Annotated in this window: 15 protein-coding genes and 2 pseudogenes; 11 read left to right on the forward strand and 6 right to left on the reverse strand. The window is 63.5% G+C overall.

Annotated features, from left to right (window positions below; genetic code table 11):
- Positions 1 to 5: 5 nt before the first annotated feature.
- Complete coding sequence (locus tag GBB18_RS02030) at positions 6 to 2030, forward strand: primosomal protein N' (RefSeq protein ID WP_151640581.1); 2025 nt, start codon at positions 6 to 8, stop codon at positions 2028 to 2030.
- A gap of 174 nt (positions 2031 to 2204) precedes the next feature.
- On the opposite strand, the pseudogene GBB18_RS02035 reads toward GBB18_RS02030, so the two are convergent.
- Both GBB18_RS02035 and GBB18_RS10600 read right to left on the reverse strand, forming a co-directional pair.
- Positions 2205 to 5359: pseudogene (locus GBB18_RS02035) on the reverse strand (proline dehydrogenase family protein).
- Between the two features lie 257 nt (positions 5360 to 5616).
- A pseudogene (locus tag GBB18_RS10600) lies at positions 5617 to 6084 on the reverse strand (type ISP restriction/modification enzyme); the annotation flags it as partial.
- A gap of 144 nt (positions 6085 to 6228) precedes the next feature.
- On the opposite strand from GBB18_RS10600, the gene GBB18_RS10810 reads away from it, so the two are divergent.
- Both GBB18_RS10810 and GBB18_RS02050 read left to right on the forward strand, forming a co-directional pair.
- Entirely contained in the window at positions 6229 to 6357 is a 129-nt protein-coding gene (locus tag GBB18_RS10810; RefSeq protein ID WP_255444639.1) for a hypothetical protein, read from the forward strand.
- A gap of 231 nt (positions 6358 to 6588) precedes the next feature.
- Complete coding sequence (locus tag GBB18_RS02050; protein WP_151640584.1) at positions 6589 to 7101, forward strand: DUF421 domain-containing protein; 513 nt, start codon at positions 6589 to 6591, stop codon at positions 7099 to 7101.
- A 77-nt stretch (positions 7102 to 7178) separates the two neighbouring features.
- Here the strand turns inward: GBB18_RS02050 and GBB18_RS02055 are convergent, their stop codons facing one another.
- Complete coding sequence (locus GBB18_RS02055) at positions 7179 to 7610, reverse strand: hypothetical protein (protein ID WP_225976569.1); 432 nt, start codon at positions 7608 to 7610, stop codon at positions 7179 to 7181.
- Between the two features lie 120 nt (positions 7611 to 7730).
- Entirely contained in the window at positions 7731 to 9272 is a 1542-nt protein-coding gene (locus GBB18_RS02060; protein WP_151640585.1) for a glutamate-cysteine ligase family protein, read from the reverse strand.
- Between the two features lie 677 nt (positions 9273 to 9949).
- Between GBB18_RS02060 and GBB18_RS02065 the strand changes: the two genes are divergently transcribed.
- On the forward strand, positions 9950 to 11857 hold the full coding sequence (locus tag GBB18_RS02065; RefSeq protein ID WP_151640586.1) for a YhgE/Pip family protein: 1908 nt from the start codon (positions 9950 to 9952) through the stop codon (positions 11855 to 11857).
- A 133-nt stretch (positions 11858 to 11990) separates the two neighbouring features.
- Here the strand turns inward: GBB18_RS02065 and GBB18_RS02070 are convergent, their stop codons facing one another.
- A complete protein-coding gene (locus tag GBB18_RS02070) occupies positions 11991 to 12914 on the reverse strand; it encodes a diacylglycerol kinase (protein WP_151640587.1) in 924 nt (307 codons plus the stop codon).
- Positions 12911 to 14497 (reverse strand): FAD-binding oxidoreductase, encoded by a 1587-nt coding sequence (locus tag GBB18_RS02075; protein ID WP_151640660.1) that lies wholly within the window; start codon positions 14495 to 14497, stop codon positions 12911 to 12913. Before GBB18_RS02075 ends, GBB18_RS02070 begins: the two co-directional genes overlap by 4 nt.
- 228 nt (positions 14498 to 14725) lie before the next feature.
- Between GBB18_RS02075 and GBB18_RS02080 the strand changes: the two genes are divergently transcribed.
- From GBB18_RS02080 to rpe, 7 genes are all read left to right on the forward strand, one after another.
- Positions 14726 to 15304 (forward strand): TetR/AcrR family transcriptional regulator, encoded by a 579-nt coding sequence (locus GBB18_RS02080; RefSeq protein WP_151640588.1) that lies wholly within the window; start codon positions 14726 to 14728, stop codon positions 15302 to 15304.
- Positions 15301 to 16863: a glycerol-3-phosphate dehydrogenase/oxidase gene (locus GBB18_RS02085; protein WP_151640589.1), complete on the forward strand. Its 1563-nt coding sequence runs from the start codon at positions 15301 to 15303 to the stop codon at positions 16861 to 16863. Before GBB18_RS02080 ends, GBB18_RS02085 begins: the two co-directional genes overlap by 4 nt.
- Positions 16864 to 16866: 3 nt before the next feature.
- The gene (locus GBB18_RS02090) at positions 16867 to 17172 is read left to right on the forward strand and encodes a hypothetical protein (RefSeq protein ID WP_151640590.1); all 306 of its coding nucleotides are present in this window, start codon (positions 16867 to 16869) and stop codon (positions 17170 to 17172) included.
- Positions 17173 to 17424: 252 nt separating this feature from the next.
- On the forward strand, positions 17425 to 17928 hold the full coding sequence (gene def / locus GBB18_RS02095) for a peptide deformylase (protein WP_151640591.1): 504 nt from the start codon (positions 17425 to 17427) through the stop codon (positions 17926 to 17928).
- 86 nt (positions 17929 to 18014) lie between these two features.
- Complete coding sequence (gene fmt, locus GBB18_RS02100; RefSeq protein ID WP_151640592.1) at positions 18015 to 18971, forward strand: methionyl-tRNA formyltransferase; 957 nt, start codon at positions 18015 to 18017, stop codon at positions 18969 to 18971.
- On the forward strand, positions 18968 to 20533 hold the full coding sequence (locus GBB18_RS02105) for an RsmB/NOP family class I SAM-dependent RNA methyltransferase (protein ID WP_192795878.1): 1566 nt from the start codon (positions 18968 to 18970) through the stop codon (positions 20531 to 20533). The genes fmt and GBB18_RS02105 overlap by 4 nt, the downstream gene beginning before the upstream one ends.
- Positions 20534 to 20553: 20 nt before the next feature.
- Entirely contained in the window at positions 20554 to 21216 is a 663-nt protein-coding gene (gene rpe, locus GBB18_RS02110; protein WP_151640594.1) for a ribulose-phosphate 3-epimerase, read from the forward strand.

The raw sequence follows: 21216 nt of genomic DNA on the forward strand, positions 1-21216 counted from the left end.
CCCGCATGGCTACCCACCCGCGCACCCCAGCAGAATCCCTGCCGGTGGCGCGGGTGTTGCCTTTGTTGGGGCTGATTCACCTCGACCGCTATTTCGACTACCGCCTCAGCGAGGCGGATTCTGAGAGCGCCCAGCCTGGGGTGAAGGTGCGGGTGCGCTTCGGTGGGCGGTTGGTGGATGCCATCCTGATCTCGCGGCACGACACTTCCGAACACCAGGGTTCCCTGCGCTATATCGAGCGGGTCATCTCGCCCGAGGTGGTCTATCCGCCCAGCACCCAGGCTCTCGTGGAGAAACTCGCCGAACGCTATGCCGGGTGCCGTTCGGATATGATCCGCGCCGCGGTGCCGAATCGCCATGCCGCCGCCGAGAAAACAGATTTCTCCACCTCCTGGGACACGCTTGGCGACGCCACCGAGCCGGACATGAGCGCTTGGGATAATTATGTGCGCGGCCAGGCGTTTCTTAAGGCCGTGGAGGAGGGCAAACCCGCCCGCATTGCCTGGCAGATCAATCCCGACGGCGACTGGGCTGCCGAGCTCGCCGCCGCCTTGGTGTACACCGTGAGAGCCGGTCATGGGGCTTTAGCGGTGGTGCCGCATCAGCGCGCCTTGGATCGTCTCGAGGCCGCGCTGCGCGAGCTGGTGTCGGCGAAACAGATCACCACACTCAGCGCCACGCTGGGCCCGCAGGCGCGCTACCGGCGCTTTTTGTCTATCCTGCATGGTCAAGCACGGCTGGTGATCGGCACCCGTTCTGCGGCCTTCGCCCCCGTGCAGAATCTGCGCCTAGCCGCGATCATGTTCGATGGTGATGATAATCTCGTCGATCCGCGCGCCCCCTATTGGCACGCCCGCGAGGTGTTGAGCACCCGTTCCGCTCAGGAAAAATGCGCGCTCATCATGGGCGGCTATGCCCGCACCGCCGAGGTGCAGCTCATGGTGGAGCGCGGCTGGGCCTTCGACTGCGCCGGCGAGCGCGGACACATCCGCCAAGCCGCACCATTGACCATGGCCACCGGCGCATCCGCCTATGGTGGCGGCGATCCGCTGGCGAAGAGCAGGCGCATTCCCAGCAAGGCCTATCAGGCGGTGCGCGCAGCCGTGGAAGCCCAGCGGCCGGTGCTGGTGCAGGTTCCACGCAAGGGCTATGCGCCTATTCTTGCGTGTCGACGCTGCCGCGCTGCCGCCCGTTGCCGCCACTGCAATGGCCCCCTTGAGCTTCCCGCTACCGGCGATCCCCATGTGGCAGTTTCTCCGCAGTGCCGGTGGTGTGGGCGTATCGACGCCCACCACGAGTGCCTTGAATGTGGCTCCACGGAGATTCGCGCCGTGGTGATCGGATCAGATCGCACCGCCGAGGAACTGGGTCGTGCCTTCAGCGGGGTGCGGGTGGTGACCTCGAGTGGGGACAAGATTGTCTCCGAGATCGACCCCGGGCCCACCATCGTGGTGGCGACCTCGGGCGCGGAGCCCCGCGTTGTCGGGGGCCGTTACGGTGCTGCGATTCTGCTCGATACCTGGGGGTTGCTGAGTAAGCAGGATCTCCGCGCCGGCGAGGAGGCTTTAGCGAGCTGGCTGCGCGTTGGTTCCTTGGTGGACTCTCGGGACAATGATGGCCAGTTGATCGTGGTGGCAGATCAGGATGTGCCCGTGGTGCAGGCGCTCCTGCGCTGGGATCCTATCGGCGCTGCCCACAGGGAGCTGGCCGAGCGCGCCGAGGTGCAGCTGCCACCGACGACCACCATGGCCGTGGTGGACGGCGGCCGCGCCAGCTTGGATCGTTTCGTGGAACTGCTCGAGCTGCCCGAGCAGGTAGAAGTGTTGGGGCCAGTGGATCTTCCCCCAGGAGTGCATTTACCAGGGGAGTGGGATGAGCGCGCCTTTGGCCCGCCCGAGCGGATGATTATTCGCGGTAGCCTCCCCGCCCAACAGTTGGGGCGAATCTTGAAGGCCGGACAAATCAAACGCGAGGTCCGCTCGGAGGACCCGCCCTTGCGCGTCCAAGTGGGCCCGCTGCGTATCGGCTAGCGGATACATGGAGTCGAGAGAGCAGGGAAGCAGCGGTACGCCTTGCTCGGGGACCGACATCGCGGATCTTCCTCTCGGGCCTTCCACCGACACATGCACAGGCGGGCCCGAGCCAGCGTGACGTTGTACCCGCCGTGAAACCGTGGAATCACCCACCCCGACTAGCTCGGGTATCTATCCCAGCGGGTTCGGGGTGAGATGACCGAAGCGGTGGGTGGTAATAGACACCGCCTGCTCCAGTAGCAGCGGCAGCAGCTCGCGGCGGCCATCGGAGAGTACTGGCGCTGTGAGGAGGGTCGCGCCCGAGCGCACGGCGTGCTCGCGCATCGCGTCACTCGGTTCACCGAGCACGCGCACCCGCAGCTGCGCTACCTGTTCGCTTTCTTGGGCGCTCAGCCCTGCGGCGCGGGCCACAGCTGTCGCCTCGGCATCGCCGGTGACGACCACAGTGGTGCCGGTGCGTAGTGCCCCGAGGTGAATGCGCAGCAGATCCCGTAGCCTCCAGCCAGCACCGAGGTGCACCTGCAGCGGCTCGAGTAGTGGCCGGTAGCGGAAGATATTGCTCTCGGATTGCAGCCCCGTGCGATCGTGGGTGCGACCAAACTCGCGCTCCCACCAGTACTGATCCGAGTGGGCGGCACGGCGCAGCCACTCCAGATCGGCGGCGTTAAGATCCAGGCGCCCATCGTGGGCGCGTTCTGCGATATCGCGCAGTGCGCGGTTGATGCTCGGCTCAAGGGATACGGGCGGCATGTCCACTGCCTCAGTCTCGCTCCACACGCCCTGCTGGGCCACGTAGTTCGGGCCGCCGGCCTTGGCCCCGGCGCCGAGGGCGGATTTCTTCCACCCGCCGAAGGACTGGCGTTGCACGATCGCACCGGTGATACCGCGGTTGACATAGGCGTTGCCGGCTTCCACATGCTCCACCCAGTGCCGGATTTCCTCCTCGTCGAGGGAGTGGAGCCCGCCGGTGAGGCCATAGCCGGTGGAGTTTTGCCACTCGATGGCCTCATCGAGATCGCGGGCCCGCATGATGCCGAGCACCGGCCCGAAGCATTCGTGGGTGTGATACCAGGAACCGGGTTGGACGTTATCGCGGATACCGGGACTCCACAGCGTGCCCTCCTCGTTGAGCTTGCGTGGCTTAATCAGCCAGCGCTCGCCCGGTTCGAGGGTGGTGAGCCCGCGCAGAAGTTTCTCGTTGGGTGCTTCGATGAGCCCGTTCATGGTGGTGGAGATATCGGTGCCCACACCCACCTTGAGGGTAGAGACGGCATCGACCAGCTGGTTGATGATGCGCTCGGACTTGCCGGCGCTGCCTACCAGAATGGCAAGAGAAGCGGCGGAGCATTTCTGCCCAGCGTGGCCGAAGGCGGAGTGATAGAGATCCGATACTGCTAGGTCAGGATCGGCGGCGGGGGTGATGATCAGCGCGTTCTTGCCTGAGGTCTCGGCGTTGATCACCATCTCCGGCTTCCACGAGCGGAAGAGCTCTGCGGTATCGGAGGCGCCGGTGAGAATCACCGACTCCACATCCTCGTGCGCGATCAGCCGCTTGCCGGCCTCGTCCTCATCGGCGTTGACCAGTTGCAGGATGTCCTCGCCGATGCCGGCCTCGCGCAGGGCCTCGACCGCCACCTCAGCACAGCGCAAGGCCTGCGGTGCGGGCTTGATGATCACCGCGGAGCCTGCCGCCAGCGCCGCGAAGACCCCGCCCATGGGAATGGCGATAGGGAAGTTCCACGGTGGGGTCACCACCACTACTGAGTAGGGCGTGAACAGTGCACCGCAGTGCGCGTCGATCGCCCGAGCAGATTCTGCGTAGTAGCGGGCGAAGTCGATGGCCTCGGAGATCTCTGGATCGGCTTGGTCGACAGTTTTGCCAGCCTCATGCGCCGCCACAGAGATCAGCTGTCCGCGGTAGCGTCCCAGCGCTTCAGCGGCGCGTCAAGATAGCGCTGCTCTTGCTGCTCTAAGGGGGTGTGCTGGTCGGGCCCTTCGACATCAGGGGCGAACATCGCATAGATAAAGTTCTGCGGCTCGCCGTTTTCCTCCAACCGGCGCACCAGATAGGAGATGGCCACATCGAAGTCTTCCTTGTGCACCACCGGGGTGTAGAGGATGATGCGCCCAGCGTCGCGCTGTACCACGCGGCTTTGGGCCGGGGCCATGCCTTGGAGCATTTCGATATCGAGCTGCCGGCTCACCCCGCGCTTATTCGCCAGCTCGATGGCGGTGGCGAGGGTGTAGAGGTTGTGGCTGGCCACACCGATGCGAATGGCATCGGCGTTGTCCTCGGTGAGCACATAGTCCAGCAGGCGAAGATAGTTGGCGTCCACCTCGGCCTTGCTCATATACGGCGCCTGCGGCCAGTCGTGTAGCTCGGCTTCCACGCGTTCCATGGAGAGGTTTGCGCCCTTGACGATGCGCACCTTAATCGGCGCGCCGCCGTTGGCCACGCGCTCGCGGGCGAAGGTGGCCAGTTGTTCCAGCGCGCCCACGGAGTCGGGTAGATAGGCCTGAATCACGATGCCGGTTTCGAGATCGTGGAACTCCTCTTCGGCCATGAGCTCGGTAAAGAGCCGCAGCGTGAGCTCGAGGTCCTTGTATTCCTCCATGTCGAGGTTGATAAAGGGGCGATCGGCACGTTCTTGCGCGGCGCGATATAGCGGCCGGATCTTGTCTTTGAGCGCCTCGACCGAGCCCTCAAAGTCCCAGTGATTCAGCTGCGAGACCACCGCGGAGGCCTTAATAGAGACGTAGGTGACCTTCGGATTTTGCAGCAGCTCTAGGGTGCGCTCTAAGCGTCGATCCGCTTCCTTTTCACCCAGCACGGCCTCGCCAAGCAGGTTCACATTCAGCTGAAAGCCCTGCTCGGCGGCGCGATCGAGCAGCTTATCCAGCTTCGATCCTTGGGCATCAAATACCAGGTGGCCCACCATCTGGCGCAGCTTGGCGCGCGCGATCGGCATAGCAACATGCGGCATCGCTGGGGCGAGAAGAGAACCGGCGGTGATCAGCGACTTATTCACCACGCCCATGAAGTCCGGAATCGCGCTCTGCGTGCGCCGCTGCGCATCAAGCGGGCTCGCGAGCCGGTTGAGCTCCCGCGCCGATACCGCATTATCTTCCGGCCGTGCCACCCGGTCCACAAAACCCATGGTGAAGTCAATGCCGCCCTCAGAGCGCACCATCTCGGATAAAAGCTGGGTGTTCTTCGCTTCCTTGCTACTCACCGACGCACTCTCGGCTTCGCGCATCCACCGTTGCGCCCGCTCAATGGCGCTGTCGGTGATCTGCTCAAGGTCATCATTCAGGCGGATTGGCATGATGTGCCTCACGTCCTCTCTGTGTGTCGGGTACAAAACACTTGACGGGCATCGGGGTGGGCCGCGTCACGCGAGTGGATAGTGGGCCCCAGCCTAGCAGTACGCCCTGCTGTTCCGAGAGGTTATTTCGGCTTCGCTTATCGACGCCATCTAGCGGCCCTCTAGCCCGTGGCCGAGCTGCAGCCGCGCTGCTGGCGGGCGCGGTTTCGCTAAGAGTTGCCACGGGAATAGCGCATAGCGACTTAACCCTGTGGAGGTTATCTCGGTACCAGCACATAGCCGTCAGCCAAGGACCAGCGCACCGGCTGGGCGGCGTCCTTGCTGAGCGAATCGACAACTCGCACGGTCTCTACAGCGACGCGGGTGACCTTGGCGATCAAATCCACAATGTAGCGAGGATCCTCCTGCTCATCCGCCCAATCATTGGGGTCGTTGATGATGCCGGAGGTCTTGTCCTTCTTCACTTGGTGGCGGTCAATGATCCACGCCAGTGCCGAACGGGAACCGAGCTGGTAGCGCACGGCCTCCTCGGGGATACCGTAAATAGTCAGGTGACTGATATAGATGATCGTTGTGGTGTCTTTAACAAACTTTTCGTCTCAGGGTCGCGGACCGTGGCCGACTTCATCTTCTGCACCCGCCACGTCTCACGCGAAGACAGATCGGCGGAGTTCTTTCCCCTGTTTCACCGACCAAGGCTCAACCTGCTCGTAGTTCACGCCCAGCCAAACACGGGCCTTGAAGAGCGGCTGTTGCGCCGTATCGCCCGCGAAGTTGAGCGTCTGTACGCGGATGGCGAGTATGAGGACGCCGCCGCCCGTATCTACGCCATGACCGAGTCCTACAGAAAAGTCTAAGAGTGTTTACTTATGGGCCCTGACGCGGATGAGCCATGCGGCGTGTACTACGACGAAGAGGAGCCGCTCGCACGCGAATCCGCCTACAACCGTTATGTGGAGCAGCGCATCGACGACGCCCTAGATAGGAGGGAGCGGTGATGCGCCTCTCCGACTACACCCAGGGCAAGAAACCCGCCGCCCACCAGCTGATGATGGGCGGCGTCAAAGATGGATAAATTCTGCCTGCACCATTTCTGGGGCGCGATCCACAGAATAAACCCCAGTAGTGGTGCTGCGTTTCGAGGTGATCGCCCCAGAGGACGTGCTCATCTAGCGGCGCATAACGGGGTGATCTCTCTTAGAAGGCGCTCGTCGGGCACACTGGCAACTATGTGGTTTGATTCGTGGTTTCCCATTATCCGGGCACTCGCCGTGGGTACGGCCAGCTATGTCACCTTGCTGTTTTTCCTGCGCATAGCAGGGGCGCGCTCGCTGGCGAAGCTCAACGCCTTTGATTTCCTTGTGACCGTGGCCATCGGCTCGATCCTCTCGACCGCGATGGTGACGAAGGATCTCAGCTACGCCACCGGCATTGTGGCTATCGCCATTTTGCTTGGGCTGCAATACGTAGTGGCCACAGTCATCCGTCACTCCACGACGCTGCGCGAGATCGTCACCGCCGATGCGATCGTGGTGGTGCGCGACGGGGTGATGCTCGAGGCGGGCATGAAGAAAGCACGCGTGGGCACAGCCGATATCTACCAAGCGGCACGCTCGGCGGGCCGCGGTGATCTCAGCCAGATCGCGGCGATGATCGTGGAAACCGATGGCACGATCTCCGTGATCACCACCGATGCTGTGGGCTCCGGCGAGGCACTCACCGCCATGGATGCGTGGAAATAGAGGCGCTTCACGGCACCCACCGGCGCGTTTAAGGGCCACTAAGCGCAGCTAGGCGCTACTAAGCGTCGCTAAGCAACTTAGGCGCCGAGCTTGCGCACAGAGTTGATCATGGGGATCTGGGCGGGCACGCGGGCGAAGGCGAGTGCTTTCAGCAGTGGCTTTTTATTCCGCCAGTCCCAGGCCATCTTCATATTCGCCGGCCACACCGCCGCCAAGAAGACAGCAGCGGCCGGAGCCACCAACTTGTTCTGGTAGGGACGCAGGCTGGGGGCGAGAGTGGTGGCGGCAATAGCGCCGGCGAGTGCCAGCTCGGCGACGCCGCTGGCGTAGGTCCACTGGCGCTTGGTGCCAGGCACAGCTGCGGGCACGATGGCATCGAAATTGTGAGGGTGCACAAAGTGCAGGGTTCCGGCGAGACCAAACACGCTCGCCCACACACCAGAACGCAGCGGCGAGTTCGGCATGGAGTCGGAGGAACAGCGGCATGGGAGATTCTTAAAACAGCTCACATGTATCTAGTGTAGGCCGTACATATCCGCGCTCAGCTACATGATGGCGCACAGGAGCACTCCGCCGCCCCGCGAGCCGCGGCGAGCTGCTGCCAAGCCCCCGAGCCACCACACCACCACCTAGGTGGTGGTGGACCACGTGTGCACCGGCTCCCCAGATTTCTGGTTGCGGAGATACGCCTTGAGCATCTGCGTAATGGCTGCGCGGCGCACCGGTGAATCTGGGGTGTTGAGGGAGTCGCTGTGCGGCTCGATGGCGGTGCGCGAGCGTGCGCCCTCGGCCATGATGGTTGAGGCTGCATCGTCGAGGGCGGCCAGCTGCCACGTGGCGCCATTCTGGCGGGTCCGGGCGCGCCCTTCGATAATGCCGAGGTAGCGGTCGGTCAGTGCGGGGTCTACGTGTAGGTTCTTCAGGCCCTGTTCGGCCTGGGGGAGCAGATGCTCGGTCACCAGCTCGGGCACGTGGATCGTTCCGAGGGTGGGCCATGTCATGCTGGCGTAGAGGCCGTTGCGGGCACCGGCGAAGAAGTTGTGTTCGGCATCCTCGAAGGCCATACGCGACCACACTGGGCGGGTCTGATCGGCCAAGAACTTCACCATGCCGTAGTAGAACGCGGCATCGGCCACGATATCGGCCACCGTCGGCCCGGCCGGCAAGAGGCGGTTTTCCACGCGGATGTGCGCCAACTCGGTATTGGGATCGTAGATCGGGCGGTTCCACCGCCAAATGGTGCCATTTTGCATACTCAGGTAGTGCAGCCCGGGTTTGCCATCGGTCACCACGGGGGTGCCGGCCTCGAGGCGATCCTCGGGCAGCAGCGGCGAAAAGTAGCGGACATTCTCCTCGAAGAGGTCAAAGGCGCTGGTAATCCAGCGATCGCCAAACCAGACGCGCGGGCGCACACCCTGATGAATCAGCTCGGGGGTGCGGGTGTCGATGGACTGTTCAAACACGGGGATACGGGACTCGTGCCATAGCTTGTGGCCCGCGAAGAGCGGGGAGTTGGCGCTGAGCGCGGTTTGCACCCCTGCTATGGCCTGGGATGCATTCCACGCATCAGCGAAGCGATCCGGTGCCACCTGCAGATGCAGCTGGATGGAGGTGCAGGTTGATTCGGGCGCGATGTCCTCGAATTCCTCGTTGTAGGATTCTTCCCGTTCGAGTTCGATGTGGACGAGTTCGCCGCGGGATTCCACGATGCTGTTGGACAGCGCCTTATAGCGATTTTCGGGGGTCATCCACGAGGGGCCGCGCAAAAAATCGGTGCTCACACTCGGCAGGGTGCCGACCATCGCTACTTCTGCGCCGGTAGTGGCGGCGGCCTTGCGCACGGTCTCGAGGCGCTCACTGAGCCCATCGGCCAGTTCCTGCAGCCCTGTGCCCGCGATGGACAGCGGCGGATGATTCAACTCGACGTTATAGGCCCCGATCTCGGACTGGTATTCATCAGAGAGCTCGGCGAGGACCGCGTCATTGCACAGCGTGGGCTGCATCTGCTCATCCACGAGGTTGAGCTCGAGCTCGAGCCCGATGGTGCCTTCGTTGATGAACTCGGCGTCTTGGAGGTGGCGGTCAAACACCTCCAGATCATCCATGAGGCGTTGGCGATAGCGCGTGCGCTGTCGCGGCGTGTAGGTCTCATTACTTACTGCATCACCCATGCCGACCAATCATAGTTATAGATTCTTAAATCTATCGGTCAGTTGTGCCGCCACCGAGTTCCTAAGCTTCGCTGGGAAGAAGATATGGAGCCGCTTATCGACGCTTCTCTGACCCCACCAGTTACACTCCTCGGGAACCTCAGGGGTAGGCATTAGCACAATCGACGAGGAAATATGGTGTTTTCTCCATAGTTTTGGGGTTGGGTGCCCGCCACTTGTAAAGGGGGCGGGGGTGATGATCCTCGGGGATTTACGCTGCGGATTCTCTTTTGACCTGCAGTGATGTGCGAGGCGCCCCACGATATATACTTTTCTGCGCAAAGGTGTAAAGAATGTCTATCCAGTACTCATTACGGTCAATACTCTCAGGTCTAAGACATCGTCCCCACGCCTGACGTGCGAAGATACGCCGATAAAAGGTATGCGCTTTCAGTCTTTGAGGCCGAGTGCAACCGGCTCGACGTGTACCCGTATTGTGGAGGAAAGTGTGTCTACAACATCGGTGCATACACCTGCTGGCTCGTGTGGGATGTGGCAATACTCGGACACCGGCCCCTTGCCTTGATTATCGCATTTTAGGGGCGGGCGTATCCGGAATGGCCACCTCTGATCTCGCATGGGCGTGGGCGTCGCGCTGCGTCACCGTTCACTGCGAGTTCTAGAGGCGAGAAATAATAATGAAAACTAGGCGAGTAAAGCCCCCGCTGTACGGCAGGAAGCGTCGTATTGCCATCCGCTCTGCCATTGTGCTGGTGCTCGTTGCACCGCTATTAGTGGCGGCCGCATGGATGTGGTCCATGTGGGACCCCTCTCACTTCCTGGATGAGGTGCAAATCGCCTTAGTCAATGAAGATGAAGGCACCACCCAAGACGGGCAAAAGGTGAACTTCGGCGAGGACATTGAAAAGGGTCTGGTGGAGACTAGCTACCTCAATGTGAACTCTATTACGGCAGAAGCGGCCAACAAGGGGATGAAAGAAAGCGAGTACATAGCTACCATCTCTATTCCCCGCGATTTCTCCCAACGTGTGGCCACGGTGATTGATAATCAGCCCCACCAGGCCGAGGTGATGATCTCCTACGACGACCACTACGGCACCAATACTCCACTGCTGACCGCAGGGCTGATTCCCGGCATCCAAGCCGGTATCCAGGCCGGTATCACCGAAGGCTATTCGAGTAAAATCCTCAACGGCATGAACCAGCTCGGCGACGGCCTTCATGAGGCCGCGGATGGCGCGGTGCAGCTCGACGATGGTGCCGCCATGCTCAAAGATGGCACGGAGCAGGGCATCGATGGCGCCCGCCAGCTTAAGGACGGTACCGCCCAAGTGCGCGATGGCGCCGCACAACTCGATGACGGCATGTCCCAGCTGCTCGACGGCACGGGCCAGCTCGGTGATGGCGCCGCCCAGATTGATGCAGGCGTGGGCCAACTGACCGATAAACTCATCCCGCTTGTACGCCAAGCAGGTGCAGCCGCAGAGCAGCTACGTCCCATGATCTCAGTGCTGCATACCGTTCAGCTACACAAGGAAGCCAACAAGATTGAGGAGATCGTCGCTGGGCTGGACAATAACAATCCCGATGGGCTCGCCAATCAGCTGCAGTTGCTGAAAAGCGGCACTGCGGAGATGAGCTATAACCTCAACAATCCCCAGGCCCCGTATCTCTCCGGTGTCCTGCAGCTCAAGGACGGCACAGGGCAACTGCGCACCGGCTCGGTGGAGCTCGACGACGGCATGGGGCAGATGCTCGATGGCACCTATCAGCTTGACGACGGAGTTCGCCAGCTCAGGGACGGTACGGGGCAGCTGCGCACCGGCTTGGTGGATGGCGCTGCACAAGCGCCCTCGATCAGCAATATCGCTGCGTCCTCGCACCAGATAGCGGTACCAGTAGTCTACTCCCAAGACTACCGCAACCCTGTCCAAGAGCTGAAGGACCTCAATGACCCCACCTCCAAGCAGCTTTCTGGTGGTGTGACCTTCATCCTTATCTTGGTCTTCGGCACCCTCATGATGGTGCTGGTAAGTATGCTCGCCCCGCATATTCTCGGCCGCTATTCTAAGCGCCGCCCGTTGTGGCAGGTGCTTGGTGGCTTTGGGGTCGTGGCCACCGCCAATACGGCGTTGCTCGTCCTGCTCACTTGGTTGGGCTCGCTGCTGGGGTTTAGCGTGCAGGACCGCGCCGTCTTCGGCCTTGGCCTCGTGATTCTCGCGCTCAATGGCACCGCGTTCTTCCAGCTGTTGCGCATTGCCTTTGGTAGGCTCATCGGCGGTACCTTGGCGCTCGGATTCTTCGCCTACGGTGTATTCAGCTTCGGTGGCGTATGGCCCATCCAGCTCACTCCAAAGCCACTGCGCCTGCTGCATGATATTCACCCCATGACCTATGCTCGCAATCTCTTCATCGGTGGAGTAGAAGGAGATACGGGGGCGTTCTATCTCAGCGCCGCATTCCTACTGCTGGCGATGACGGTGCTATGCCTCATTATCTCCGTACTCATCCTCCGCTACCGGCAGCGCCCGGCCGTGATGGAGGTTGAGGAGGATGCAGAGCCCGAGCTGCTCGACGCCCGCTAAAGCGGCACCCAGACGCCCCATGGCATCGCCTATGGGGCGGATGCGTCTTCGCTGTAGCCACAGGGGTGGGTGGCCTGCGAGTAGACTAGAAACACCCCTCCCTGTGCAACCACGGGGAGGGGTGAATCGGTGTTTAAGGGGTGGGGATGAGGTAGAAGCCGGCGTTGCGGGCGACAGAGTAGGTGATGGGCAGCAGATCGAAGCGGTCCCCATCGGCGTAGACAGGCATATTCGGCATCTCGATGCGGATCTCCTTCGCACGATACTGGTGCACGCCCTCGACGCTGCGGATGTTGCCGGTGTAGATGCGCGGGAACTTCTTCGCCACGTTGTAGCGGTTCATCCTTCCCAACACCGTGAGATCCAGCAGTCCATCGCTGTGGAGGGCATCGGGGCAGATCTTCATGCCCCCGCCATAAGAGCGGGTATTGCCCACGGCGGCAAGAGTGATCGGCTCGTCGATCTCCAGCGTGCCGTCGAGGTAGATCTTGGACGGGATGGAATGGAAGTGGAGGAATTCGAGCAGAATCGCCACCACATAGCGGGCCGAGCCCTTGGGCCAGGAAATGGTATTGGTGCGCTCGGTGACGATCGAGTCGAAACCTTGGGTGACGCAGGTGCCAAAGAAGCGCTCGCGGCCGCCATCGGTGCGCATCACGCCGAGGTCGGTGCGCAGGCACACCCCGCGGGCGATAAGCTCGGCGGCTTTCTCCGGATCCAGCGGCAGCCCGTATTCGCGGGCGTGATCATTACCCGTGCCTGCCGGAATGATACCCAACGGCACATCGGTCGTGGCTTGGGCCTGCAGGGCCAGATTGATCAGCCCATCGCCGCCGCAGACCACCAGCGCATCCACCCCGGAGGCCACGGCCTCGTGGGACAGCTCGGCCGAGGCGGCGGGAGTAGCACCCGAGATGCTCACCACATCGATGCCGAGTTCGTTGAAACGACGCTCCGCCGTGGCGCTTTTCGCCTTTGCCACGCCCTTGCCAGCGGCGGGGTTGGTCAGTAGGGCTACCCGGGATATATCTCGTTGGGAGATATCGATCTCATTCATGGCAGTAGCTTTCCTGGATTTAAGATGCCGGCCGGATCGAGGTGGCTCTTGATCGCGCGCAGCACGCCAAGGCCCATCTCGCCGACTTCCTTGTCCATGAAGCCCGCATGATCCTTGCCCACCGCATGGTGGTGGGTGATGGTGCCGCCATGATCGGTGATGGCCTGCAGGATTGCGCGCTTGGCGGCGCCCCACTGTTGGAGTGGCTGATCGTTCTGTGCACCAAGGATGGTGAAATACAGCGAGCAGCCATTGGCGTAGACATGGGACACGTGGCAGAGCACAAGGGCCACCGAATCGCCATCGCCGAGGGAGGCGGTGACAGCGGAGGTGACGGCCTTCTTCAGGGCCGGCACATTGCTCCACGTGGTGGCCGTTTCGAAGGTTTCACAGAGCACACCGGCATCGAGCAGGGCATCACGCAGCACAGGCGCGCCAAAGCGGCCTTTCTCCCACTTGCGCACGGGGGCTTCTCCGACGGAGGTGGCGCCCATCGACAGCAAGAGGTTGCGGGTCTCCTCATGGCGGGAGGCCACATGTTCGCGGGTGCCCTCGTACATGGTCAGGCACAGGCAGCCGTGCGGGGCGGCGGCATCGGACTCGCCGATCGCGTCGGTGGAGGTCAGGTTGGTGGCGGATTCGATCTCATCGGAGAGACGAATCACGGTGGGGCCGGTGCCCTGTTGTTCCACCGCCCGTACCCCGGCAACGCCGTGGGCGAAGTCCTCGAAGACGAAGGCCTCGTACTCCTTGGCCTCGGGGATGGGGTGCACCTTCAGCCGCACCTTGGTGATCACGCCGAAGGCGCCCTCGGAGCCGAGGAAGACCTCCTTGAGGTCTGGGCCGGCGGCCGAGGCCGGGGCGGCATCGCCGACGGTGGTGATGCCGGTGGGGGTGACGACCTCCATCGAGGCCACCATCTCATCGAAGCGGCCATAGCCGGCAGAGTTTTGCCCCGAGGAGCGGGTGGCGGCAAAACCACCGATAGTGGCGTAAGGGAAGGACTGCGGGAAGTGCCCCAGCTGCAGGCCATGCTCGGCTAGGGCGATCTCGGCGTGGGGGCCGGACATGCCCGCGCCCAGGGTGGCCTCGCCGCTGATGGGATCCACATTCTCGATGGCGTCGAAGCGCGCCAGATCCAGGCTGAGCACGGCGTCAAAGTCACCGCGCAGCGGGGAGACACCGCCGACCACGGAGGTGCCGCCACCGAAGGGAACCACGGCCACACGCTCGTTCGTGCACCACTGCAGGATCGCCAGCACCTCGTCGTTGCTGGCCGGGGCGATCACGGCATCGGGTACATCGATCACGGCATCCTCGCGCCAATCAAGGAGGTCAAAGTAGGACTTGCCGCGGGCCCGCGGGATGCGGTGCTCGCGACTCTGGGTGACGAAGCCCTCGCCCACGATCGCAGCGAGCTGCTGGATCTGAGACTCACTCAGCGCGGACTCGGTGATCGTTACATCCGGCTGAGCGGGGGCGGGCCGGGGAGTGGTGGAACCGACAACCTTGCTCACCAGCGACTGCAGGTTCGCGCTGAGAGCCTTGGCTTCCTGTTCAGTACCCCAGATGGAAAAGGACATGGGGGGAGTAGGCAGAGTGTTCATATCGCTCACGCTACAAGCGCGTTCGGGGGCCCGAAAGAGGGTGTAGCAGCCAAAAGGCCTCAAAGAGCGGGTTGTGTAAAGTTCACCCCTGCATGCAGGGGGTCGGCCTGAACTGGGGCGATGGGTTGGTCGGAGGTGAGCGGCTAAAAGATGTAAAGCGGCAGTTGTTGACACCCCCGTAGCTGCATCGGCGAGAATGAAGCCATGGGGATCGATATTGACCAAGCGATTATGCACGCCGCCCGCGAGCTCGTGCTCGAGGCGGGCATTCGCGGTACCACCATGTCCGCAGTGGCCCGCGGGGCCAAGATTTCGCGCCCCACGCTCTATGCTCGTTTCTCCGGCAAGGACGCTGTGATCAGCAAGCTGCTCACCCACGAATTGATCGAGGTCGCGATGTCGCTGCAGCGGCAGCCCGCCACCGGCCAGCAGCTGGTGGAGGCCCTGCTGGATGCGGCTCGGATGGTCGCCGTCCATCCCGTGATCACCATCATCGTGGAGGAACAGCCTGAGCTGCTAGGAACTTACTTCTTTCGGCGGCTCGGTGAGTCGCAGATCAGGATCATCGCCATCCTCGAGCAGGTTATTGAGCGAGTGCAGCACCACGCGCCCGAGACGATCTGCCAGCGCAATGCGCACGCCCTGGCCACCATGTGCTGCTCGATTCTGCAGCACTCCGCATTAAGCTCCCGCATCTTCGCGCCGATTCTTCGCGCGCACCAGCCCAGCAGCACCTGGGACCAAGAATTGAGAATCATCCTAGAAGGGTACGTACTGCCATGAACACCGCCTTAAACGCAGCTCGTCGTGCGGAGGATATTGCCTATCTCAAGGACAACCCCGTAGATATTGATCTCGTGGTCATCGGCGGTGGCATCACCGGCGCCGGTATCGCACTCGATGCCGCCACCCGCGGCCTGAACACCGTGCTGCTCGAGCGGCGCGACCTCGGTTTCGGCACCTCTCGCTGGTCCTCCAAGCTGGCCCACGGGGGCCTGCGCTATCTGACCAAGTTCGAGGTCGGCATCGCGCTGCACTCCGCCAAGGAGCGCGGCTTGCTCATGGAGCATAACGCCCCGCACTTGGTGCGGGCACTGCCGCAGGTGGCCCTGCTGGGCGCAGACACCAACCTGGTACAAAAGGCGGCGATGCGCCTGGGCTTTATCGCCGGCGATATGCTGCGCATTGCAGCCGGCACCAGCTCGGCGGTGTTGCCGCGCTCCCGCTATGCCTCCAAGAAGGAAACCCTCAAGCTGTGTCCCACCGCATCGCAGGAGAAACTCCGCGGCTCCTGGGTGAACTATGACGGGCAGATGATCGATGATGCCCGCATCGTCACCGCCGTAGCCCGCACCGCCGCCGGCGAAGGTGCGCGCATTATCACCCAGGCCGAAGTGGTGCAGGCCCACGGCAGCGGGGTGACCGTGCGCGATGTGCTCGACGGCTCCGAGTTCAGCATCTCCGCCCGCGCGGTGGTCAATGCCACCGGAGTGTGGGCTGGGGCAGTGGATCCCGAGATCACCATCCGTCCCTCCCGCGGCACCCATATCGTGGTGGATGCCGCCACCCTCGGCAATCCCACCGGTGCGCTCACCGTGCCGCTGCCTGGGTCCATCTCCCGTTACGTGTTCCTGCTGCCGCAACAATTCGGCCGCGTCTACATTGGTCTGACCGATGAGGACACCCCCGGCCCGATTCCGGATGTGCCGCCCACCCCAGAGGAGGATATCGAGTTCATCCTCCACGCCATCAACCGCGGCCTGGGCACCGCGCTCACACGCGAGGACGTCATCGGCGCTTTCACGGGGCTGCGCCCGCTCATCGACGCCGGCGGGGATAGCAACACCGCAGATCTCTCCCGCCGCCACAGCACCATCGAGGCCCCCACCGGGCTAATCTCGATCGTCGGCGGCAAATACACCGAGTTCCGCCTCATGGCCGAGGAAGCCATCGATGAGATCCTGCGCCGCAGAGGCTTGCGTGCCGGCCCCTGCCGTACCCACACCCTGCCCTATGTGGGCGCTCCCACCCATCCCGATATGCTGCGAGTGACCGAGGCTGAGCTGGAGGGCCTGCCTCGCTCTCTAGTAGAGCGCTATGGCTACGAGGCCCCCACGGTGGTGGCCGAGGCTCCGATCGATCGCCCCCTCGACCGGGTGGCTGGGCTGGATATCACCCGCGCCGAGATCGCCTTCGCCCTCACCCACGAAGGGGCGCTGACGGTGGAGGATGTCCTCGACCGACGCACGCGCATCGGCCTCGTGGAGCGTGACCGCGAGGCAGCCTATGACGAAGTGAGCAGCATTGTTGAGGCAGTGCATGCAGGACAAGAAAAGGACTAAACCATGAACCTGTCTCAGCGCATCACCCGCATGAGCACCCACGGCATCGCCCGCCTGCTTTCCTGGGCCCAAGTGCATAAGCCTGGGCTGGTGGCCAAGGCCATCCAGCTGGCGATCGCCCGCTCCCACTCCACGAAGAAAGCCGCAGCGCATACCCCCACGCCGCGCTCCGCGGGTCTTGCGGCCGCAGCCCAGGCGGCGGGGGTGCCCGAGCCCCTGCACTTCGAGCGCACCAGTGGCATCGCAGCTGCCTCCGCCATCGCGGCCATCACGCCCACCCAAGGCGAGCAGCTCGCGCACAACTGCTAGCCGCACCTTATATATGCGGTCGAGACATCACGGCCCGTCCCGCTCTCTTTGAGAGGAAGCTGGGGCGGGTCGCGTGTCGCCGTCTGCGGCAGCGGCGTCTGCGCCCGGCGCGGCGGATGGCTGCTGGCACGAAGGCGGCGTCGATAAGCGTGCACGCCCCGCGCAGTATGCCCGCTAAGAGTCGCGCGGTGCTTATAGTGGGGGAGTTAATTCTGATCTATCCCAGTGAACGCCCAAGGAGAGACTTCCACCATGACCATTCGAGAGGTTCGTTTATTCGGAGATCCCGTGCTCCGCAGTCGCGCCGATGAGATCACCACATTCGATAGCGCGCTGCGTACCCTGGCTGAGGACATGCTCGAGACCATGGAAGAACACCACGGAGTGGGCCTTGCCGCGAATCAGGTGGGGATTCTGCAGCGCGTCTTTGTCTACGATTGCTCCCACGAGACCGAGGGCGCCCGCGGCGTCGTTATCAATCCGCAGTGGGAAGCCCTCGATGAGGAGACCGAATTAGGCAATGAAGGCTGCCTCTCCATTCCGGGGGTGCACAAGGACGTCGAGCGCGCCGCCCGTATCCGCTGCACTGGGCAAAACCTCGAGGGCGAGGAGATCAGCTTCGAAGCCACGGGGCTGCTCGCCCGCTGCGTGCAGCACGAAGCCGATCACCTCGACGGCGTGCTCTTCCTCTCCCGCCTTAGCCCCGCGCTGCGCAAGGAGGCCATGGCCGAGATCCGTGCCTCCGAGTGGTTCTAGCAGCGGCATCGTTTCCCGCTGCACTATGCTTATCGACGCATCACTGCCCATCTTCGCGAGCTTGTCAAAGGACATCCCCTCACCCCATGCGCCTAGTATTTGCCGGCACCCCCGAACCCGCCGTCGTGGCCCTCAGCAGGCTGCTTGATTCCGAACACGAGGTCGTTGCCGTGATCACCCAGCCGGACGCCCGGCGCGGTCGCGGCAAGAAGCTCAGCCCTTCGCCCGTTGCGGCCCTCGCCGAGACACACGGCATCGAGGTGCTCAAACCCGCCACGTTGAAGCACGGCAGTGAGGATGGTGCGGTTGTGCGCCAGCGCCTCGCTGAGCTGGCACCGGACTGTATTCCGGTGGTGGCCTATGGCCAGCTCATCCCCGCCGACATGCTCGATACCGCCCCGCACGGCTGGGTGAACCTGCACTTTTCGGTGCTGCCGGCTTGGCGTGGCGCAGCCCCTGTGCAATCCGCGATTCTGCACGGTGACGACATCACCGGCGCCTCCACCTTCCGCATTGAACAAGGCTTGGATACCGGCCCAGTGCTGGGCACCCTCACCCAGCGCATCGGCCCGCGCGATAATGCCGATGATCTGCTCACCACCCTCGCCTACGCCGGGGCGGAGCTGCTCGTCGCCACCATGGATGGCCTCGCGGCCGGCGCTATCGAGGCGCGGGCCCAGCAGGGCGAGCCCAGCTATGCGCCGAAGATCAGCACCCTGGATGCCAAGCTGGATCTCAGCCAGCCGGCGATCGCCGTCGACCGCGCCATCCGGGCCTTCACTCCAGCGCCGGGCGCGTGGGTGCTCGACGCGGCCGAGAAGCGGGTTAAAATCGGCGCCGCTCGTATCGCCGAGGACTCGGATGCTGCGCCTACTCTGGCGCCGGGAGCGGTGGCGCTGACTAAAAAGGCCGTATTCCTCGGCACCGGCACCACGCCGCTGGTGGTGGAGAAAGTGCAGCTACCAGGTAAGAAAATGATGGAGGCCACCGCGTGGGCGCGCGGGGTGCAAGCAGCAGACGCAGAAGGGATGCAGTGGCGATGAGCAGCAGTGGTGGATTCCGTTCCCGTGCCAAGGGAGGGTCGCGTTCGACGAAGCGTGGTGCCAACCGCGGCGAGCGCCGTGATCGCGGGTCAGTAGTGTCGCACTCCCGTGATGCTGGGCACGAGCGCGCCCAGGAGCGGCGCCGAGGCAGCCAGCACGCAGCCGGTGGGCTCAGCCCCCGCCAGCAGGTGAAGAACCTGCGGGATAATGAGGTGGATCTGGCGCGCATCGTGGCGCTGCAGACACTTATGGCGGTGCGCCGCGATCAGGCCTATGCCAATCTGCTGCTGCCGAACCTCCTGCGCGAGCAGAAGATGTCCGGCCGCGACGCTGCCTTTGCCACCGAGCTGGCCTATGGCAGCCTTCGTGCTCGCGGTGTGCTGGACGCGATCGTCTCCCGCGCCGCCGCACGGCCGCTCAAAGACATCACGCCCGAATTGCTCGCCGTCCTGGAACTAGGCACCTACCAGCTGCTTTATACCCGCGTGGAACCCCATGCGGCGATCGATACCTCGGTGCGCATGGCCCGCGGCTTGGGCCACGAGCGCGCCACCGGCTTCATCAACGGCACCCTGCGCACCATCAGCCGCTCCAGTCTCGAGCAGTGGCTGGATGATGCCGGGCCAAACATGGGTATCGCCCGCACCGCCTTCCGCGCCCAGCACCCCACGTGGATCGCTCGTTCTTTTGCGGCGGCGCTGGGGCTCGACGCCGAGGGCCAGGCCGCCGAACTCGAGGAGGCCTTGGCGGCTAACTCGGAGCGGCCCAGCGTGCACCTGGTGGCCAAGCCAGGACTGATGAGTGCTGAGGAATTGGCCTTAATCAGCGGCGGCGAGGAGGGCGCCTATAGCCCTTATGCCGTCTACCTGCCCGGGGGCGATCCGGCGGACTGCCCGCCGGTGCAGGAGAAACTAGCCGCCGTGCAAGACGAGGGCAGTCAGCTCATTGGCCGCGCTCTCACCGAGGCCCCGCTGCTGGGCGAGGACAGCGGCCGGTGGCTGGATCTGTGCGCCGGCCCCGGCGGCAAGGCGGCCCTCATTGCTGCGATTGCTGGCATCGACGGTGCCACCGTGGACGCGGTGGAGCCGGCCCCGCACCGCGCGAAGCTAGTGCGCAACGCCACCGAGGGCCTGCCGGTCACTGTCCATGAGGCAGATGGCCGCTCCCCGGGGCTACGCCCTGGCTATGACCGCATCCTCGTCGATGCCCCCTGCTCGGGGCTGGGCTCTTTACGACGCCGCCCCGAAGCCCGCTGGACCAAATCGGAGAGCGATATCGCCGAGCTCACCGCCCTGCAATCGGAGCTGCTGGATTCCGCCGCGGCCTTGGTTCGGGAAGGGGGAGTGATCCTCTATTCCACCTGCTCTCCGGATCTGCGCGAAACCCGAGAGATCGTGGATAGGGCGCTGCGGGAGCACCCGGAGCTGGAAGAGCTGGATGTACGGCCCCTGCTGGCGCCCATGGAGCAGGTGGGCGAGTACCTCTCGGCGCACATGTGGCCGCACCGTCATGGCACCGACGCGATGTTCTGCGCGGTGCTGCGCAAAAAGAGTGTGTCCTAAGGGTGTCGTATGATCGAAGCATGAGTACCCCGATCATCGCCCCCTCGATTCTTGCCGCCGATTTCACCGCCCTCGGTGCGGAGATTGATCGCGTGGCCAACGCCGATTGGCTGCACGTGGACATCATGGATGGCCACTTTGTGCCCAACCTCTCCTTCGGTCCCGGTGTGACCGCCAATGTCAATGATCACACCGATACCCACCTCGATGTGCACTTGATGATCGAGCGCCCCGAGGCCTGGATCGACACCTACGTCAAGGCCGGCGCCGACTGCATTATTTTCCACGTCGAGGCCGTGGACGATCCCGTGGCCGTGGCCCGCCAGATCCGGGCCCATGGAGTCAAAGCTGGGGTCTCGCTGCGGCCCGGCACCCCCATTGAACCGCTGCTCAGCGAGCTCGAGCACTTCGATCTCGTGCTGGTGATGAGCGTGGAGCCTGGCTTTGGTGGCCAGTCCTTCATGCCGGAGCAGTTGGAGAAGGTGCGCGCCCTCCGGGCGGAGATCGACTCCCGCGATTTGTCCACCCTCATTGAGATCGATGGTGGTATCGGCGCTGGCACCATCGAGCAGGCCGCGGCCGCAGGCTGCGATGCCTTCGTGGCCGGCTCCGCCGTGTTTGGGGCGGAGGATCCCGGGGCAGAGGTAGATCGTCTCCGCGAGCTAGCCGCTGGCGCCCGCTAA

Origin of the sequence: Corynebacterium sp. 11A, assembly GCF_008930935.1 — a bacterium.
GTDB lineage: Bacteria > Actinomycetota > Actinomycetes > Mycobacteriales > Mycobacteriaceae > Corynebacterium > Corynebacterium megadyptis.

Coding starts and splice junctions, on each gene's coding strand:
- GBB18_RS02030 (WP_151640581.1), top strand. CDS start 6: ATGGCTACCCACCCGCGCACCCCAGCAGAATCCCTGCCGGTGGCGCGG.
- GBB18_RS10810 (WP_255444639.1), top strand. CDS start 6,229: ATGGGCCCTGACGCGGATGAGCCATGCGGCGTGTACTACGACGAAGAG.
- GBB18_RS02050 (WP_151640584.1), top strand. CDS start 6,589: ATGTGGTTTGATTCGTGGTTTCCCATTATCCGGGCACTCGCCGTGGGT.
- GBB18_RS02060 (WP_151640585.1), bottom strand. CDS start 9,272: ATGGGTGATGCAGTAAGTAATGAGACCTACACGCCGCGACAGCGCACG.
- GBB18_RS02065 (WP_151640586.1), top strand. CDS start 9,950: ATGAAAACTAGGCGAGTAAAGCCCCCGCTGTACGGCAGGAAGCGTCGT.
- GBB18_RS02070 (WP_151640587.1), bottom strand. CDS start 12,914: ATGAATGAGATCGATATCTCCCAACGAGATATATCCCGGGTAGCCCTA.
- GBB18_RS02075 (WP_151640660.1), bottom strand. CDS start 14,497: ATGTCCTTTTCCATCTGGGGTACTGAACAGGAAGCCAAGGCTCTCAGC.
- GBB18_RS02080 (WP_151640588.1), top strand. CDS start 14,726: ATGGGGATCGATATTGACCAAGCGATTATGCACGCCGCCCGCGAGCTC.
- GBB18_RS02085 (WP_151640589.1), top strand. CDS start 15,301: ATGAACACCGCCTTAAACGCAGCTCGTCGTGCGGAGGATATTGCCTAT.
- GBB18_RS02090 (WP_151640590.1), top strand. CDS start 16,867: ATGAACCTGTCTCAGCGCATCACCCGCATGAGCACCCACGGCATCGCC.
- def (WP_151640591.1), top strand. CDS start 17,425: ATGACCATTCGAGAGGTTCGTTTATTCGGAGATCCCGTGCTCCGCAGT.
- fmt (WP_151640592.1), top strand. CDS start 18,015: ATGCGCCTAGTATTTGCCGGCACCCCCGAACCCGCCGTCGTGGCCCTC.
- GBB18_RS02105 (WP_192795878.1), top strand. CDS start 18,968: ATGAGCAGCAGTGGTGGATTCCGTTCCCGTGCCAAGGGAGGGTCGCGT.
- rpe (WP_151640594.1), top strand. CDS start 20,554: ATGAGTACCCCGATCATCGCCCCCTCGATTCTTGCCGCCGATTTCACC.